Source organism: Streptomyces sp. NH27, from assembly GCF_056859195.1.
Genome location: NZ_JACEGK010000088.1, coordinates 1 through 18,454 on the forward strand (window position 1 = coordinate 1; position 18,454 = coordinate 18,454).

Annotated in this window: 13 protein-coding genes and 1 pseudogene; 13 read left to right on the plus strand and 1 reads right to left on the minus strand. The window is 72.2% G+C overall.

Going from position 1 to position 18,454, the window contains the following annotated elements:
* Positions 1-93: 93 nt before the first annotated feature.
* The 11 genes from AC13HU_RS10230 to AC13HU_RS10280 all read left to right on the plus strand — a co-directional run bounded on the left by AC13HU_RS10230 (position 94) and on the right by AC13HU_RS10280 (position 14,062).
* The gene (locus AC13HU_RS10230; protein WP_483041469.1) at positions 94-348 is read left to right on the plus strand and encodes an HGxxPAAW family protein; all 255 of its coding nucleotides are present in this window, start codon (positions 94-96) and stop codon (positions 346-348) included.
* A 211-nt stretch (positions 349-559) separates the two neighbouring features.
* Complete coding sequence (locus tag AC13HU_RS10235) at positions 560-1,039, plus strand: DUF2752 domain-containing protein (RefSeq protein WP_483041470.1); 480 nt, start codon at positions 560-562, stop codon at positions 1,037-1,039.
* 160 nt (positions 1,040-1,199) lie between these two features.
* Positions 1,200-2,009, plus strand: coding sequence for an indole-3-glycerol phosphate synthase TrpC (gene trpC / locus AC13HU_RS10240; protein WP_483041471.1), 810 nt, complete (start codon positions 1,200-1,202; stop codon positions 2,007-2,009).
* Between the two features lie 110 nt (positions 2,010-2,119).
* A complete protein-coding gene (gene trpM, locus AC13HU_RS10245) occupies positions 2,120-2,263 on the plus strand; it encodes a tryptophan biosynthesis modulator TrpM (RefSeq protein ID WP_402445462.1) in 144 nt (47 codons plus the stop codon).
* A gap of 49 nt (positions 2,264-2,312) precedes the next feature.
* Positions 2,313-3,566 (plus strand): tryptophan synthase subunit beta, encoded by a 1,254-nt coding sequence (gene trpB / locus AC13HU_RS10250; RefSeq protein ID WP_483041472.1) that lies wholly within the window; start codon positions 2,313-2,315, stop codon positions 3,564-3,566.
* Positions 3,563-4,375, plus strand: a complete 813-nt coding sequence (gene trpA, locus AC13HU_RS10255; RefSeq protein WP_483041473.1) for a tryptophan synthase subunit alpha — start codon at positions 3,563-3,565, stop codon at positions 4,373-4,375. Before trpB ends, trpA begins: the two co-directional genes overlap by 4 nt.
* 262 nt (positions 4,376-4,637) lie before the next feature.
* Complete coding sequence (locus AC13HU_RS10260) at positions 4,638-5,462, plus strand: DsbA family protein (RefSeq protein ID WP_483041474.1); 825 nt, start codon at positions 4,638-4,640, stop codon at positions 5,460-5,462.
* A 174-nt stretch (positions 5,463-5,636) separates the two neighbouring features.
* Positions 5,637-6,680, plus strand: coding sequence for a prolipoprotein diacylglyceryl transferase (lgt, locus tag AC13HU_RS10265; protein WP_483041475.1), 1,044 nt, complete (start codon positions 5,637-5,639; stop codon positions 6,678-6,680).
* Positions 6,681-6,858: 178 nt separating this feature from the next.
* Positions 6,859-7,596 (plus strand): VIT1/CCC1 transporter family protein, encoded by a 738-nt coding sequence (locus AC13HU_RS10270; protein ID WP_483041476.1) that lies wholly within the window; start codon positions 6,859-6,861, stop codon positions 7,594-7,596.
* Positions 7,597-8,001: 405 nt separating this feature from the next.
* Complete coding sequence (gltB, locus tag AC13HU_RS10275) at positions 8,002-12,606, plus strand: glutamate synthase large subunit (RefSeq protein WP_483041477.1); 4,605 nt, start codon at positions 8,002-8,004, stop codon at positions 12,604-12,606.
* Positions 12,599-14,062: a glutamate synthase subunit beta gene (locus AC13HU_RS10280; protein WP_483041478.1), complete on the plus strand. Its 1,464-nt coding sequence runs from the start codon at positions 12,599-12,601 to the stop codon at positions 14,060-14,062. Before gltB ends, AC13HU_RS10280 begins: the two co-directional genes overlap by 8 nt.
* A gap of 177 nt (positions 14,063-14,239) precedes the next feature.
* Here AC13HU_RS10280 and AC13HU_RS10285 read toward each other — a convergent pair whose 3' ends face one another.
* A complete protein-coding gene (locus AC13HU_RS10285) occupies positions 14,240-15,166 on the minus strand; it encodes a hypothetical protein (protein ID WP_483041479.1) in 927 nt (308 codons plus the stop codon).
* Between the two features lie 149 nt (positions 15,167-15,315).
* Between AC13HU_RS10285 and pepN the strand changes: the two genes are divergently transcribed.
* Together pepN and AC13HU_RS10295 are read left to right on the plus strand one after the other, a co-directional pair.
* A complete protein-coding gene (gene pepN, locus AC13HU_RS10290) occupies positions 15,316-17,820 on the plus strand; it encodes an aminopeptidase N (RefSeq protein ID WP_483041480.1) in 2,505 nt (834 codons plus the stop codon).
* Positions 17,821-18,030: 210 nt separating this feature from the next.
* Positions 18,031-18,454: pseudogene (locus AC13HU_RS10295) on the plus strand (aspartate aminotransferase family protein); the annotation flags it as partial.

The window sequence follows — 18,454 nt, forward strand, 5'->3', positions numbered from 1 at the left end:
CCCCGGTGCACCCCTCACCCCCCGCACGCGCAACAATGGGGGACGAAGTGGGAGGCGTAGGACGCCCCGACCCCGACTCAGCAGGGAGCACTCATGGCCTCACAGCACGACCACGGACACACGCCCGCCGCCTGGACCGGCGTGATCATCGCGTTCGTCGGTTTCTGCGTGGCCGGCGGCTTCATGGTCGCGGCGAACTCGGCCGGTTTCTGGGTGGGCATGGCGATCGCCGCCGTCGGCGTCATCGTCGGTGGTGTCATGAAGCTGAGGGGTCTCGGCCAGACGTACAAGCCGATCGCGAGCAGCGGCGGCTCCACCGAGGAGTCCCGCGCCCACGCCGGCGTCTGAACTGCCGAAGGGCCCGACCGGCCGAACGGCTCAGCCGGACAAGCGGCTGAGCCGGCGGGACCGGCCGGGCTGATCCGGGGTCGCCGGTGGTCGGGCGGAGGTTCGCCCGTCGTAGGGCCCGGAAGCAACGTGAAGTACCTCCGCGGGCGCAGCTGCCTGGACGTCGGTCCGTGCGCTGCGCCTTCGTGTGTCCCGGGGCAGAATCGGCGCTGTGACCCACCTCACTCCCGAGGCCCCTGCCCGCGCGGCCGACGCAGGCCCGCAGCCCCCCGGCGGCGCCGGCCGCGACCCGCGTGCCGCCCTGCGCCGCACGGCCGTACCGCTCGGCGTGCTCGGCGGCGTCGCGGCCGCGTTCGCCTACGTCGGCACCGTCGACCCGAACGCGCCCGGGCACTACCCGGTCTGCCCGCTGCTCTACTACACCGGCGTGTACTGCCCCGGCTGCGGCGGCCTGCGCGGCGCGTACGCCCTCGTGCACGGCCACTTCCGCACCGCGCTCGGCTGCAACGCGATCGCCGTCGCCGGATACGCCGCCTTCGCCGTCTTCTGGGTGCTCTGGGCGGTGCGCGCGGTCCGCGGCAAGCCCTTCGAGCCGAACGTGCGGCCGGCGTGGCGCTGGGCGGTCGGGGGGCTGGTCATCGCCTTCACGGTTGTCCGGAACCTGCCCTTCGGCGCGGCTCTCGCGCCATGACCGCGATAGCGGCCGTGACCGCATTCGTCCAGGTGGTGGGACCGGACCCGGCGCGATTCGGGTACCACGCCCCCCGCCCGATACCATCGGGGTGCCGGCGGTCAACCGCCACTGGCTTGATCATTTCGCTGCTCGACCCGGCCGGAAGGGGAGTTCTCGCGTGAGTGTGCTCGACGAGATCATCGACGGAGTACGAGCCGACCTCGCCGAGCGACAGGCCCGGGTCTCCCTTGACGACCTCAAGGAGCGCGCGGCCAGGGCGCGGGACGCCCGCGACGGCGTGGCGGCCCTGCGCGGCGAGGGCGTCAAGGTGATCTGCGAGGTCAAGCGGTCCAGCCCGTCCAAGGGCGCGCTCGCCGCGATCGCGGACCCGGCGGCCCTCGCGGCGGACTACGAGGCGGGCGGCGCCGCGGCGATCAGCGTGCTCACCGAGCAGCGGCGCTTCGGCGGGTCGCTCGCCGACCTCGAAGCGGTCCGCGCGAAGGTCGACACGGCCGTGCTGCGCAAGGACTTCATCGTCACCGCCTACCAGCTGTGGGAGGCCCGCGCATACGGCGCCGACCTCGCCCTGCTCATCGTCTCCGCCCTCGACCAGGCCGCCCTCGTCTCCCTCGTCGAGCGGGCCGAGTCCATCGGGCTCACGCCGCTCGTCGAAGTGCACGACGAGGAGGAAGTGGACCGGGCGGTCGACGCGGGCGCCCGGATCATCGGCGTCAACGCGCGCAACCTCAAGACGCTCGAGGTGGACCGCAACACCTTCGCCCGGGTCGCGCCCGAGATCCCCGACCACATCGTCAAGGTCGCCGAGTCCGGCGTGCGCGGCCCGCACGACCTCATCGCCTACGCCCACGACGGCGCCGACGCGGTCCTGGTGGGCGAGTCGCTCGTCACGGGGCGCGATCCCCGTACCGCCGTCGCCGATCTCGTGGCGGCCGGGGCCCACCCGGCCCTGCGGCACGGGCGCGACTGACCCGCCCGGCTGCCCCGTCCCGTATCGACGGGACCTCGCACCGGCAGGCTGTCCCCGAACCGACGGAACGGGTGGCCGGGGGGTCCGCCCGGCCCGTTAGACTGCGGGGCATGGCCATTGCCCAACGTCTCGCACCCGGGTGCAAACCCCGGGGCTGCCGCGCGCCCGCGCGGCGGGTGCTGGGGCGGCGGGTGAGGTACGTGATCGGGTGCGAGCCGGGTCAGGTGAACGGCAGGCGATGGCGCCGCGGCTGAGCCGCGCAGCAGCTGTCAGCCCGACCACCACACCCCCCAGGGGACACGTATGTCCGATACGCCAGACGAACACACCTTCTTCCTGCCCGACCCGGAGGGCTCCGTGCCCACCCCGGAGGGCTACTTCGGCCCGTTCGGCGGCAAGTTCATCCCGGAGGCGCTGGTCGCCGCCGTGGACGAGGTCGCCGCGGAGTACGAGAAGGCGAAGACCGACCCGGCCTTCGCCGCCGAGCTGAACGACCTGATGGTCAACTACGCGGGCCGCCCGAGCGCGCTGACGGAGGTGCCGCGGTTCGCCGAGCACGCCGGCGGCGCGCGGGTCTTCCTGAAACGGGAGGACCTGAACCACACCGGCTCGCACAAGATCAACAACGTGCTCGGCCAGACCCTGCTCACCAAGCGGATGGGCAAGACCCGGGTGATCGCGGAGACGGGCGCGGGCCAGCACGGCGTGGCGACCGCCACCGCGTGCGCCCTGTTCGGCCTCGACTGCACGATCTACATGGGCGAGATCGACACGCAGCGGCAGGCGCTGAACGTGGCGCGGATGCGGATGCTCGGCGCCGAGGTGATCGCGGTGAAGTCCGGCAGCCGCACGCTGAAGGACGCGATCAACGAGGCGTTCCGGGACTGGGTCGCGAACGTCGACCGCACCCACTACCTGTTCGGCACCGTGGCCGGCCCGCACCCGTTCCCCGCGCTGGTCCGCGACTTCCACCGGGTGATCGGCGTGGAGGCCAGGCGCCAGCTGCTGGAGCGCACCGGGCGGCTGCCGGATGTCGCGGTGGCCTGCGTCGGCGGCGGCTCCAACGCGATGGGCCTGTTCCACGCGTTCCTGCCGGACGCCTCCGTGCGGCTGGTCGGCTGCGAGCCGGCCGGGCACGGCGTGGCCACCGGTGAGCACGCGGCCACGCTGACCGTCGGCGAGCCCGGCATCCTGCACGGCTCCCGGTCGTACGTCCTCCAGGACGACGAGGGCCAGATCACCGAGCCGTACTCGATCTCGGCCGGCCTGGACTACCCGGGCGTCGGCCCGGAGCACTCCTACCTCAAGGACACCGGCCGCGCCGAGTACCGCGCCGTCACCGACGACGCGGCGATGCAGGCGCTGCGGCTGCTGTCCGGCACCGAGGGCATCATCCCCGCCATCGAGAGCGCGCACGCGCTGGCCGGCGCCCTGGAGATCGGCCGTGAGCTGGGCCCGGAGGGCCTGATCCTGGTGAACCTGTCCGGCCGCGGCGACAAGGACATGGACACCGCCGCCCGCTACTTCGGGCTCTACGACGAGGGGGACGCGAAGTGAGCGGCACCATCACGCTTCTGGAAAAGACCATCGCCGACGCCCGGGCCGAGCACCGCGCCGCGCTCATCGCGTACCTCCCGGCCGGGTTCCCGACGGTCGACGGCGGCATCGAGGCGGTCAAGGCGGCGTTCGAGGGCGGCGCCGACATCGTCGAGGTCGGCCTGCCGCACAGCGACCCGGTGCTCGACGGGCCGGTCATCCAGACCGCCGACGACATCGCGCTCAACAAGAACCACGTCCGCATCGCCGACGTGCTGCGCACCGTCCGCGAGGGGCACGCCGCCAGCGGCAAGCCGGTGCTGGTCATGACGTACTGGAACCCGGTCGACCGGTACGGCGCCGAGCGGTTCGCCGCGGACCTCGCCGACGCGGGCGGGGCCGGCTGCATCCTGCCCGACCTGCCGGTGGAGGAGTCCGAGGTGTGGCGGAAGGCCGCACAGGCGCACGGCCTGGCCACCGTCTTCGTCGTCGCGCCCTCCAGCCGGGACGAGCGCCTCGCCAAGATCACCTCGGCCGGCAGCGGCTTCGTCTACGCCGCCTCCCTCATGGGCGTCACCGGCACCCGCGCGAGCGTCGGCGAGCAGGCGGCCGGCCTCGTCGCCCGCACCCGCGCGACCACCGAACTGCCGGTGTGCGTCGGGCTCGGCGTCTCCAACGCCCAGCAGGCCGCGGAAGTCGCGGCCTTCGCCGACGGCGTCATCGTCGGCTCCGCGTTCGTCCAGCGCCTCCTCGACCACGAGGAGCTCTCCGAGGGCCTTGCGGCCGTACGGTCCCTGGCGGCCGACCTCGCGGTGGGCGTTCGCGCCTGACCCTCCAGGGTGCCCCTGCCCGCCGTGACGGGACCTCACGGTGGGTGGGTGGCCGGTCGCGCGGTTCCCCGCGCCCCTTCGCCGAGTCGGAGTAGGTGCGGGGAACTTGCGCGCGCAACCCTCCACCGGCAGGCGGTCCCGGAGCCGGCGGAACCGGGCAGCCCGGGGGGTCCCGTCACCCTTACGTGCACAAAACGTCACCCGCCCGGGCGAAATTACTCCAAGGCACAAGCCGAGCGCAGCGTCCTGACGTTGGAACGGCGTGAGCGAGAAGAACCAGAACGGAAAAACCAGCGCGCGCCAGGCGCTGCAGGCGCAGCGCGAGAGGGACAAGGCCCGGGCCAAGCGGAAGCGGACCCTGATGGTGGCGGGAGGCGTCGTGGTCGTGCTGGGCGCCGCCGCCGGGATCTCCATCGCGGTGGCCGACCACAACAGCAACAAGAAGAGCAGCGCGAGCGACTCGGCGGGCACGGTGACCGCACCGCAGGGCGCCACCGGGAAGGACAACCTGGTGATCCCGGTCGGCGCAGCCGACGCGCCGTCCACGCTGGCGGTGTACGAGGACTTCCGCTGCCCGGCCTGCGACGCCTTCGAGAAGAGCTACACGTCGACGATCCACGGCCTGGAGGACAGCGGCGCGCTGCGCACCGAGTACCACCTGGTCACCCTGATCGACGGCAACCTCGGCGGTGACGGCTCGCTGAACGCGGCGAACGCCGCCGCCTGCGCCCAGGACCAGGGCAAGTTCCGCGCCTACCACGACGTGCTCTACGACAATCAGCCGGACGAGCAGGACGACAAGTTCGGCGACAAGACGAACCTGCTCACCCTGGCGGGGAAGGTCCCGGGCCTGAAGAACGCGACCTTCACCGCCTGTGTGAACAACGGCACCCATGACGCGTGGGTGAAGAAGTCCAACGAGGCGTTCAACACCGCCGGCTTCAACTCCACCCCCACGGTGCTGCTCAACGGCAAGAACATCTACGGCACCTCGGGGCTGACCCCCGCCTCGCTCAAGCAGATGGTCCAGGCCGCGAACAAGGGCAAGAAGCCCGGCAAGGTCACCGCCACGCCCAGCCCGTCCTGACCGTCCACCGGCCCCGTACCGGCCCCTTATCGGCCGGGTACGGGCCGGGCCCAGGCCGCGTTCCGAGCCCCCGCGCGGCACCGATCCGAGCCCGCCGCGGAGGTAGGACGTTATCCAGACGTAGCCGGGTGGGTTGCCGTATCACCCGCCCGGCACGGTAGCGTCGGGACTGCCATGGAACTCGCATACATTCCCAGCCCGTCGCGCGGTGTCATCCATCTCGGACCGATCCCGCTGCGTGGCTACGCGTTCTGCATCATCATCGGCGTCTTCGTAGCCGTCTGGCTCGGGAACAAGCGATGGATCGCCCGCGGCGGCAAGCGGGAGACCGTCGCGGACATCGCGGTGTGGGCGGTGCCGTTCGGCCTGGTCGGCGGGCGCCTGTACCACGTGATCACCGACTACGAGCTGTACTTCACCAACGGCAACGACTGGGTCAATGCCTTCAAGGTGTGGGACGGCGGCCTGGGCATCTGGGGCGCGGTGGCCCTCGGTGCGCTGGGCGCGTGGATCGGCTGCCGCCGGCGCGGCATCACACTGCCCTCGTACGCCGACGCGATCGCCCCGGGCATCGTCTTCGCCCAGGCCATCGGCCGCTGGGGCAACTGGTTCAACCAGGAGTTGTACGGCAACCACACCAGCCTGCCGTGGGGCCTGAAGATCACCAGCACCGCGGGCGACCGGGTGCCGGGCATCTACCAGCCGACGTTCCTGTACGAGTGCCTGTGGTGCGTCGGCGTCGGGTTCCTGGTGATCTGGGCCGACCGCCGCTTCCGGCTCGGCCACGGCCGCGCCTTCGCGCTCTACGTGGCGTCGTACTGCGTCGGCCGCGGCTGGATCGAGCACATGCGGTCCGACTACGCCCACCACATCCTGGGACTGCGTCTCAACGACTGGACGGCGATCTTCTGCTTCGTCGGCGCCGTGCTCTACATGGTGCTGTCGGCCCGGCTGCGGCCCGGCCAGGAGGAAGTGGTCGAGCCCGGTGCCGAGGCGGTGGGCGGCGCGGACGGGGCGGAAGGCTCCGAGCCGGGTGAACCGGGCGAGGCGGGTGACGCCGCAAAGTCCTCGGTGCCCGAGGTCTCCGACGTGGCCGACGTGGCCGACGCCGCCGAGGCGTCGTCAGGGTCCGACGCGGACGACGCGTCCGACGTGGCCGATGCGGATGTCGATGCCGGTGCCGCGCCCGCCGGGGCGAAGTCCGAGCAGCCCTCCTGACCTCCTCCTGATCCCGTCCCGCCCCCCTTCGCGACCGGCCCCGACCCTCGCTTCGAGGGATGAACCCGCAGGTCAGGGCAGCCTTCCCTTGCTGGCGGCGGCCCGCAATGCCACGTACGGTCGAAGCGTTGGGCTGACGTACGCGGGTCGCTGGGGCGCCCGGGGGAGGGGCAGGGACATGACGACGGCCACCGTGGAACCGACCGGTGCGGTCGCGCCGTATCACGTGCCCGAGCACTCCCACCGCGACGTCAGCGGCGGGTGGCTGCGGCCGGCGGTGTTCGGCGCGATGGACGGGCTGGTCTCGAACTTCGCGCTGATGACGGGGGTCGCGGGCGGTGACGTGAGCGCGCGGACCGTGGCGGTGACCGGGCTGGCCGGGCTCGCCGCCGGGGCGTTCTCGATGGCGGCCGGCGAGTACACCTCGGTCGCCTCGCAGCGCGAGCTGGTCGAGGCGGAGCTGGCGGTGGAGCGGATCGAGCTGGACCGCAACCCGGAGGCGGAGCTGCGCGAGCTGGCCGCGCTGTACGTGTCGCGCGGGGTGGAGCCCGAGCTGGCCCACGAGGTGGCCCGGCAGCTGTCCGCCGACCCCGAGCAGGCGCTGGAGATCCACGCCCGCGAGGAACTGGGCATCGATCCCGGTGACCTGCCGTCGCCGCGGGTCGCGGCGGCCGCCTCGTTCGTGTGCTTCGCGCTGGGCGCGCTGCTGCCGGTGCTGCCGTACCTGCTGGGCGGGACGGTGCTGTGGCCGGCGGTCGCGCTGGCGATGATCGGGCTCTTCGGCTGCGGTGCCGCAGTGGCCCGGGTCACCGCGCGTTCCTGGTGGTTCAGCGGGCTGCGGCAGCTGGTGCTGGGCGCCGCCGCGGGCGGTGTCACCTTCGCGCTGGGTTCTCTGATCGGCTCGGCGGTGGGCTGACCCGCCCCCTTGACGGCCGGCGTTACCATCGAAAGTGCGGGTTGTACCGATAACTCGGCAGAAGGTTCTGTTTCTCCCTCGTTTCAGCATCGCCCGCACGGGGCATCAGTCGGTAACGCAACCGGCAGAGCTTTCCCGAAGGGTTCGTCGAGCTGTGCGTGGGCACCCCCGCACGCAGCGCCGGGATCGTCCGTAAACCCCCGCGGTACGACGCTGGCCTGAAGTAGCTGCTCCACCTGCCGAGGACCACCCAGAACGTCCACATGCTGGAATCGAGTATCCGCTTCTCGAACATTCGTCCATCATGTAACCTGCACGAAATCGCAGAGGGCCAACGTCGTCCCTGTTGCGCATGCCCAAAATACGGGCGATGCATATCAGCCAAATGACGACGACGGGAGAGCCATGCGTTCGCGTTCCGCGTTCATGGACGGGCGCCCCGCCCCGCAGGGGATGTACGATCCCCGCCACGAGCACGACGCCTGCGGTGTCGGCTTTGTCGCCACCCTCAGCGGCGAGGCGAGCCATGAGCTCGTCCAGCAGGCGCTGACCGTCCTGCGCAACCTGGAACATCGTGGCGCCACCGGTGCCGAGCCGGACTCCGGCGACGGCGCGGGCATCCTGTTGCAGGTCCCGGACGCCTTCCTCCGCGCGGCCGTGGACTTCGAGCTGCCCGCCGCGGGGCAGTACGCGGTCGGCCTCGCCTTCCTGCCGCACGAGCACGACGACCGCACCAAGGCCGTCGACGCCATCGAGCGGATCGCCGCCGAAGAGGGCCTGGCCGTCCTGGGCTGGCGCGAGACCCCGACCGACCCCGATCTGCTCGGTACCACGGCCCGCTCCACCATGCCGTACTTCGCGCAGCTCTTCGTCGCCGACCGGACCGGGCACCGCGCCGGCATCGACCTGGACCGGCCCGCGTTCGTGCTGCGCAAGCGCGCCGAGCGCGAGGCCGACGTGTACTTCCCGTCGCTGTCCGCCCGGACCATCGTCTACAAGGGCATGCTCACCACCGGCCAGCTGGAGCCGTTCTTCCCCGACCTGTCCGACGAGCGGTTCGCCACCGCCATCGCGCTGGTCCACTCGCGTTTCTCCACCAACACCTTCCCGAGCTGGCCGCTCGCCCACCCGTACCGGTTCGTCGCGCACAACGGCGAGATCAACACCGTCAAGGGCAACCGCAACTGGATGCGGGCGCGTGAGTCGCAGCTGGCCAGCGACCTGTTCGGCCCGGTGCGCCCGGCGGACGGCGGCACCACCCAGGCCGCAGTCGCCGCGGGAGTGCCCGCCGACCTGGAGCGGATCTTCCCGATCTGCACCCCCGGCGCCTCCGACACCGCGTCCTTCGACGAGGTGCTGGAACTGCTGCACCTCGGCGGCCGCTCGCTGCCGCACAGCGTGCTGATGATGATCCCCGAGGCGTGGGAGAACCACACCTCGATGGACCCGGCCCGCCGCGCCTTCTACCGCTACCACTCCACGCTGATGGAGCCCTGGGACGGCCCGGCCTGCGTCACCTTCACCGACGGCACCCTCGTCGGCGCGGTCCTGGACCGCAACGGGCTGCGCCCGGGCCGCTACTGGGTCACCGACGACGGCCTGGTGGTGCTCGCCTCCGAGTCCGGCGTGCTGCACGACATCGCCCCGGAGCGGGTGGTCCGCAAGGGCCGGCTGCAGCCCGGCCGGATGTTCCTGGTCGACACCGCCTCGCACCGCATCGTCGAGGACGACGAGATCAAGGCCGAGATGGCCACCCAGAACCCGTACGCGGACTGGCTGGACGCCGGGCTGATCGACCTCGCCGACCTGCCCGAGCGCGAGCACATCGTGCACACCCACGCCTCGGTCACCCGCCGCCAGCAGACCTTCGGCTACACCGAGGAGGAACTGCGGGTCATCCTCGCGCCGATGGCGCGCACCGGCGGCGAGCCGCTCGGCTCGATGGGCACCGACTCGCCGATCGCGGCGCTGTCCGACCGGCCGCGGCTGCTCTTCGACTACTTCACCCAGCTCTTCGCGCAGGTCACCAACCCGCCGCTGGACGCCATCCGCGAGGAGCTCGTCACCTCGCTGATCTCCACCATCGGCCCGTCCGGGAACCTGCTGGAGCCCAGCCCGGCGTCCTGTCGCAACATCACCCTGCCGTTCCCGGTGATCGACAACGACGAGCTGGCCAAGCTCATCCACGTCAACGCCGACGGCGACCTGCCCGGCCTGAAGGGCGCCACCCTCTCCGGGCTGTACCGGGTGGCCGGCGGCGGCGACGCGCTCGCCGCGCGGCTGGCCGAGATCTGCGCCGAGGCCGACGCCGCCATAGAGGACGGCGCCCGCCTGATCGTGCTCTCCGACCGGCACTCCGACGCCGAGCACGCCCCGATCCCGTCGCTGCTGCTCACCTCCGCGGTGCACCACCACCTGATCCGCACCAAGCAGCGCACCCAGGTCGGCCTGATCGTCGAGGCCGGCGACGTCCGCGAGGTGCACCACGTCGCGCTGCTGATCGGCTACGGCGCCGCGGCCGTCAACCCGTACCTGGCCATGGAGTCCGTCGAGGACCTGGTGCGGGCCGGCACCTTCCTGCCCGGCGTCGACGCCGAGACCGCGATGCGCAACCTGATCAAGGCGCTCGGCAAGGGTGTGCTGAAGGTGATGTCCAAGATGGGCATCTCCACCGTCGCCTCCTACCGCGGCGCGCAGGTCTTCGAGGCGGTCGGCCTGGACGCGGAGTTCGTCGACACCTACTTCCACCTCACCGACACCAAGATCGGTGGGGCGGGCATCGACGTCATCGCGCAGGAGGTCGCCGCCCGGCACGTCAAGGCGTACCCGGTCTCCGGCATCCCCGCCGCGCACCGCCGGCTGGAGATCGGCGGCGAGTACCAGTGGCGTCGCGAGGGCGAGCCGCACCTGTTCGACCCGGACACCGTCTTCCGGCTCCAGCACGCCACCCGCACCCGGCGCTACGACATCTTCAAGCAGTACACCTCGCGGGTGAACGAGCAGTCCGAGCGGCTGATGACGCTGCGCGGCCTGTTCGGCCTGAAGCACGACCACCCGGCCATCCCGATCGACGAGGTCGAGCCGGTCAGCGAGATCGTCAAGCGGTTCTCCACCGGCGCCATGTCGTACGGCTCGATCTCCAGCGAGGCGCACGAGACGCTCGCCATCGCGATGAACCAGCTCGGCGGCAAGTCCAACACCGGTGAGGGCGGCGAGGACCCGGAGCGGCTGTACGACCCGGCCCGGCGCAGCGCGATCAAGCAGGTCGCCTCCGGCCGGTTCGGCGTCACCTCCGAGTACCTGGTCAACGCCGACGACATCCAGATCAAGATGGCTCAGGGCGCCAAGCCCGGCGAGGGCGGTCAGCTGCCCGGCCACAAGGTCTACCCGTGGATCGCCGGCACCCGGCACTCCACCGCGGGCGTCGGCCTGATCTCGCCGCCGCCGCACCACGACATCTACTCCATCGAGGACCTCGCCCAGCTCATCCACGACCTGAAGAACGCCAACCCCAGGGCGCGGGTGCACGTCAAGCTGGTCTCCGAGGTCGGTGTCGGCACCGTCGCGGCAGGCGTGTCCAAGGCGCACGCCGACGTGGTGCTGATCTCCGGCCACGACGGCGGCACCGGCGCCTCCCCGCTCACCTCGCTGAAGCACGCCGGCGGTCCCTGGGAGCTCGGCCTGGCCGAGACCCAGCAGACGCTGCTGCTCAACGGGTTGCGGGACCGGATCGTGGTGCAGACCGACGGCCAGCTCAAGACCGGCCGGGACGTGGTGATCGCGGCGCTGCTCGGCGCCGAGGAGTTCGGCTTCGCCACCGCGCCGCTGGTCGTCTCCGGCTGCGTCATGATGCGGGTGTGCCACCTGGACACCTGCCCGGTCGGCGTCGCCACCCAGAACCCGGTGCTGCGCGACCGGTTCACCGGCAAGCCCGAGTTCGTGGTGAACTTCTTCGAGTTCATCGCCGAGGAGGTCCGTGAACTCCTCGCCGAACTGGGCTTCCGCAGCATCGAGCAGGCCGTCGGCCACGCCGAGCTGATCGACGCCGGCCGCGCCGTGGACCACTGGAAGGCGCAGGGCCTGGACCTGGCCCCGCTGCTGTACGTGCCGGAGCTGCCCGAGGGCGCCGTGCTGCACCGCATCACCAGCCAGGACCATGGCCTGGACCGTGCGCTCGACAACGAGCTGATCCGGCTCGCCGCCGATGCGCTGGAGTTCGGCGCCCCGGTCCGCGCGCAGGTGTCGATCCGCAACGTCAACCGCACGGTGGGCACCATGCTCGGCCACGAGGTGACGAAGAAGTACGGCGGCGCGGGCCTGCCCGAGGACACCGTCGACATCACCTTCACCGGTTCCGCGGGCCAGTCCTTCGGCGCATTCCTGCCCAAGGGCATCACCCTGCGGCTGGAGGGCGACGCCAACGACTACGTCGGCAAGGGCCTGTCCGGCGGCCGTGTGATCGTCCGCCCGGACCGCGGCGCGGACCACCTCGCCGAGGAGTCCACCATCGCGGGCAACACCATCGCCTACGGTGCCACCAGCGGCGAGCTGTTCCTGCGCGGCCGCACCGGCGAGCGGTTCTGCGTGCGCAACTCCGGCGCGACCGTGGTCGCCGAGGGTGTCGGCGACCACGGCTGCGAGTACATGACCGGCGGCCGGGCGGTGGTGCTCGGCACCACCGGCCGGAACTTCGCGGCCGGCATGTCCGGCGGCATCGCCTACCTGCTGGACCTCGACGCGGACTGCGTCAACCCCGGCATGGTCGAGATCGAGCAGCTCACCGCCGACGACATCACGTGGCTGCACGACGTGGTGCGCCGCCACTTCGAGGAGACCGGCTCCACCGTCGCCGAGCGGCTGCTCGCCGACTGGGGCGGCGCCCTCACCCGCTTCGGCAAGGTCATGCCGAGGGACTACAAGGCAGTGCTCGCCGCCAAGAACGCCGCCGAGCAGGCCGGACTCTCGGAGTCCGAGACCACCGCGAAGATGATGGAGGCGGCAAATGGCTGACCCCAAGGGCTTCCTCACCACCCCGCGTGAGAACAACCCGACCCGCCCGGTCGAGGAGCGCAGGCAGGACTGGAAAGAGGTCTACGCCCCCGGCGGGCTGCTGCCGATCGTCAGCAAGCAGGCCGGCCGCTGCATGGACTGCGGTATCCCGTTCTGCCACCAGGGCTGTCCGCTCGGCAACCTCATCCCGGAGTGGAACGACTACGCCTACCGCGAGGACTGGACCGCCGCGTCCGAGCGGCTGCACGCCACCAACAACTTCCCGGAGTTCACCGGGCGGTTGTGCCCGGCGCCGTGCGAGTCCGCGTGCGTACTCGGCATCAACCAGCCGCCGGTGACGATCAAGAACGTCGAAGTCACCATCATCGACAAGGCGTGGGACAACGGGGACGTCACGCCGCAGCCGCCGGAGCGGCTGTCCGGCAAGACCGTCGCCGTCATCGGCTCGGGACCGGCCGGCCTGGCCGCCGCCCAGCAGCTCACCCGGGCCGGCCACACCGTCGCGGTCTACGAGCGGGCCGACCGGATCGGCGGCCTGCTGCGGTACGGCATCCCCGAGTTCAAGATGGAGAAGCGGCACATCAACCGCCGGATCGAGCAGATGCGGGCGGAAGGCACCAAGTTCCGTACCGGTGTGCAGATCGGCACCGACCTGGACGCCGCGAAGCTCGCCCGGCGGTACGACTCCGTGGTCATCGCGGCCGGCGCCACCCAGTGGCGCGACCTGCCGGTCGAGGGCCGCGAACTGACCGGCGTGTACCAGGCGATGGAATACCTGCCGCTGTCCAACAAGGTGCAGGAGGGCGACTTCGTCGCCCCGCCGATCACCGCCGAGGGCAAGCACGTGGTGGTCATCGGCGGCGGCGACACCGGCGCGGACTGCGTCGGCACCGCGCACCGGCAGGGCGCGCTGTCCGTCACCCAGCTGGAGATCATGCCGCGCCCGTCCGACGAGCGCCCCGCGAACCAGCCGTGGCCGACGATGCCGATGGTCTACAAGGTGACCTCCGCGCACGAGGAGGGCGGCGAGCGGGTCTACGCGGTCAACACCGTGAAGTTCACCGGCGACGCCGACGGGCACGTGCGGGAGCTGCACCTGGTCGAGGTGGCCTTCCAGGACGGGAAGTTCGTGCCCCAGGAGGGCACCGAGCGGACCATCCCGGCCGACCTGGTCACCCTCGCGATGGGGTTCACCGGCACCGACCAGAAGAACGGGCTGATCGAGCAGCTCGGCCTGGAGCTGGACGCGCGCGGCAACGTCGCGCGGGACGACTCCTACGCGACCAACGTCGACGGGGTCTTCGTCGCCGGTGACGCGGGCCGCGGCCAGTCGCTGATCGTCTGGGCCATCGCCGAGGGGCGCTCCGCGGCGAAGTCCGTCGACGCGTACCTCACGGGGTTGCCGTCGGCTCTTCCCTCGCCGATCCGTCCGACCGACCGGCCGCTCACCGTCTGAGCGGCCCCCCGCCGGGCCCCGCCCGGCACCCGAGATGTCCCGCACAACGGTGTGCGGTACGCAGCAACACCCGCAGCGCTCGCCACTCCCCGACCAAGGAGGCGAGCGCTGCGTTCGTCTGCGGCTCGCCACGCGGGCGGCGGTGCCCCTTCGGGGCGCCCCCGTACGGCGTCCCCACTACGTCTCGCACTCCAACTCCGTCTTGCACAGGGCGCACCGGGCGCGCAGGCGCCCTTTGCAGGGCAGGCGGATGCGCTGGAAACAGGAAGGGCAGGGGAAGGAGACGCGCAGCCGGTCCGGGGTGCCCTCGAAGGTGTAGTCGGCCGAGGCGGGGGCGATGCCGGCCCGGCGGTTCTTGGCGTAGAGGCGGCGGGCGGCCCACGACGCGGCGGTCAACGGCGGCCTGCGCAGGTCCTGGTGGGCGCGGGTGAGGCCGACCCGGTAGGCGTCGCGGGCCTGCGGGCTGCGAAACCACGGCTCGATGTCGTCGCCGAGGGCGATCGCCCGCTTGGCCAGCACATACCCGAACTCCTCGGGCGTGAGGTAGCCGAGCTTGTACGCGGACATCGTCATCCGGTCCCCACGCATCGACGGCTCCTCGCGGTAGGCGTCCAGCAGCAGCCAGCCCGCGCCGAGGTAGGCGGTCGCGGTGTCCGTGAGGATCTCGTTGTCGCGGGTGCCGGGGAAGGACAGGCCGAGCCGGTGCAGGTAGACGTGCATCACCTCATGGGCGAGCGCGGCCCCCACGTCCCGCCGGTCGGTCTTGAAACGGGAGTGCAGCTCCACGAAGTACTCCGGGCCCGCGGCCAGTTCGACGTTCCCGGCGTGCGTCATGTCGCGGAAGCCCACCACCATCCGGGCCTCCGGCAGCCGCAGGTGCTGCACCATCACCCGGGCCACCCGCAGCGCGCCCAGATACGGGTCCTCGTCGTCGGGGAAGTCCACCAGCTCCGGCCGCACACTCGTCGTGAACCGGGCCACCCCGTCCGCCGACAGCCGCCGATGGATCGCGGTCAGCGCGCTCCGTACGGTCTCCAGGTGCGGAAAACCGTGCACGATCGGCCCCCCGGCGGCATCCGCGCCGCTGTCGGCTCCCTCGCCCATGACCACCTCCCCGCCCCTGCGAGCCTAGCGCCGTGGCCGGAACAGGTGCCCGCGGGCAGGCGGCGGGGAACCGAATGTGTGCACCAACACCGCATCCATGATCGGCAAATGCGTTCCACCAGCGGCTTTCGTGCGGCAGCATGAGGGGCATGCCTGCCCTCAACCGTGCCGAAGCCGAGACCCGCGCCCGTGACCTGGCCGTAGAGCACTACGCGGTCGACCTCGACCTCACCAAGGGCGAGGAACGCTTCGGATCGACCACCGTCATCCGTTTCGCGGCGCTCCGCGACTGCGACAGCTTCGCCGAGATCGAGCCCGCCGAGCTGCACCGGGTCCTGCTCGACGGCGCCCCGCTCGACCACGCGCTGGTCGACGGCAACCGGCTGCCGCTGCCCGGACTCACCGCGGGCCCGCACGAACTGCGGGTCGAGGCCGACATGGGCTACTCGCACACCGGCGAGGGCATGCACCGCTTCACCGACCCCGCCGACGGCGAGACCTACCTCTACACCCAGCTCTTCCTCGCCGATGTGCGCCGGGTCTTCGCCGCCTTCGACCAGCCCGACCTGAAGGCCCACTTCGACGTGGCGGTCACCGCGCCGGAGCACTGGGCGGTACTCGGCAACGGCACCGCCACCCGTACCGCGCCCGGCCGCTGGCAGATGGCCACCACCCCGCCGCTGCCCAGCTACGCCGTCGCGGTCGCCGCCGGGCCGTACCACGCGGTGCGCGCCGAGCACGCCGGGCTGCCCTTCGCCCTGCACTGCCGCCGTTCGCTCGCCGAGCACCTGGACCGGGCCGCGCCCGAACTGCTCGCCTTCACCTTCCGCTGCTTCGACCGCTACCGCGAGATGTTCACCGAGCCCTACCCGTTCGACTCCTACGACCAGGCGTTCGTACCCGAGTTCAACTTCGGCGCGATGGAGAACCCCGGCCTGGTCGTCCTCCGCGACGAGTACGTCTTCCGCTCCGCCGCCACCCCCACCGAACTGCTGCACCGCGCGGTGGTCGTCGCCCACGAGATGGCCCACATGTGGTTCGGCGACCTGGTCACCCTGCGCTGGTGGGACGACATCTGGCTGAACGAGTCGTTCGCCGAGTACATGGGCTACCAGGTCGTCTCCGAGGACCCCGACTTCGCCGGCGCGTGGACCGACTACGGCGCCAACCGCAAGTACCGCGGCTCCGACAGCGACCAGCGCCCCTCCACCCACCCGGTCGCGCCGCTCCCCGAGGACGTCCCCGACACCGCCTCCGCGCTGACCAACATCGACGGCATCTCCTACGCCAAGGGCGGCTCCGCGCTGCGCCAACTCGTCACGTGGATGGGCCGCGAGGACTTCCTGGCCGGCATCGACGAGCACTTCACCCGGCACCGCTTCGGCAACGCCCGCCTCGCCGACCTGATCGACTCGCTCTCCTCCGCCACCGACCGCGACGTGCCGGCCTGGGCCGAGGCGTGGCTGCGCACCACCGGCATCGACACCCTCACCCCGGCCGCCTCACCCGCGCCCGGCGGCTGGCGGCTGGAGATCGGCCACAGCGGCGAGCGCCCGCACCGTATCGACGTCGGGTTGTACGACCGGGCCGCGAGCGACGCGGCGCGGCTGGTGCTGCGCGAACGCGCCACCGTCGACATCACGGCCACCTCCGCGGTCGAGCGCCGCACCTTCGACGGCCCCCGGCCCGACCTGGTGCTGCTCAACGACGGCGACCTCAGCTACGTCAAGGTCCGCTTCGACGACCGCTCATGGGAGGCGGTCCGCGACGCCCTCGGCAGCATCCCGGACCCGCCGGCCCGCTCCGTGGCGTGGAACGCGGCCCGCGACCTGGTGCGCGACGCCCGGCTGGCGCCGGCGGAGTACCTGGCGCTGGTGCGCCGCCATCTGCCGGGCGAGTCCGACCCGGCGATCGTGCACGGCGTGCTCACCTTCGCCCGCGGGACCGTCGCCGACCGCTACCTCGACCCGGAGTTGCGGCCCGACGCGCTCGCCGGCCTCGCCGGGACCGCCCGCGCGCTGCTCGCCGAGGGTCACCCCGGCAACCGGCTCACCGCCACCCGCGCCCTGATCGACTCCGCGCTGAGCGCCGCCGACGCGGTCGAACTGCGCGACTGGTACGACAAGGACGCGATCCCCGGCGACGGCACGCTGGACCAGGAGTTGCGCTGGCTGCTGCTGGCGCGGCTGGCCGTGCTGGGCGCGGCCGGCGCCGCCGACATCGACGCGGAAGTCGCCCGCGACCCCGGCGCCGCCGGCCACGAGGGCGCCGCGCGCTGCCGCGCCGCGCTGCCCGACGCGGACGCCAAGTCCGCCGCCTGGCAGGCGATGTTCCACGACGACTCGCGGTCCAACCCGCTGCGCGGCGCGGCCGCGGACGGCTTCTGGCAGCCCGAGCAACGGGCCCTGCTGGACGGCTACCCCGCCCGCTACTACCCGGACGCGATCGCGATCGCGGCCCGGCGCGGGCCGGCCGTCGCCGATGTGGTCGGCCGCCGCGGCTTCCCGTTCACCGAGATCACCGCGGAGGCGCTGGCGCTGGGCCGGGCCGCGCTCGACGACCCCGCCGTCATCCCGGCGCTGCGCCGCTCGTTCGACGACCAACTGGACGACCTCGCACGGGCGTTGCGGGTCCGGCAGGTCTTCGGCGGATGACCGCGGGGCGAGCGGATGGCCGCGGCCCGGCGGTCCGGCCGGTCGCCGCGGGCTGGTGCGCTGTGATGTCCAAGCGCGGTCCGAGCCGGCCGAACAACCGCCGGAACGTACCCATTCGGGCCAATCGTCGTTGAGCAGGGCGCCCTTGTCGTGCGCGCCGGCGGGCGCCGACGCGCGCTGTGCCGCGCCGCCGCTGAGTGAGGAACGACCATGCCGATGCCCGGACTTGCCGGTGGACGCGGAGCCGGAGAGGCGCTGCGGCCGCTGGTGGACACCGTGTGCGGCGCGCTGGGGGAGGGCGCGCGCGACCGTGGCGGCCCGATGCCGCGCGGCGGCCCCGAGGCGGTCGCCCGACTCGTCGAGCAGGCCGTACCGGACGTACTGCCGCTCGGCGGCACCGGCGAGCACGAAGCCCTCGCCACCCTGGTGCACCTGATGGCGGCCGGCGCCGCCGACCCCGCCGACGGGCTGTGCGCCGCGCACCAGCACTGCCCGCCGCTGGCCGTCGCCGTGGCCGCCGACCTGGCCGGCTCCGCGCTCAACCCGTCCATGGACTCCTGGGACCAGGCCCCGGCCGCCAGCGCCCTGGAAGCGCGGGTGACTTCCGCGCTCGCCGCCGTGGTCTACCCCGACC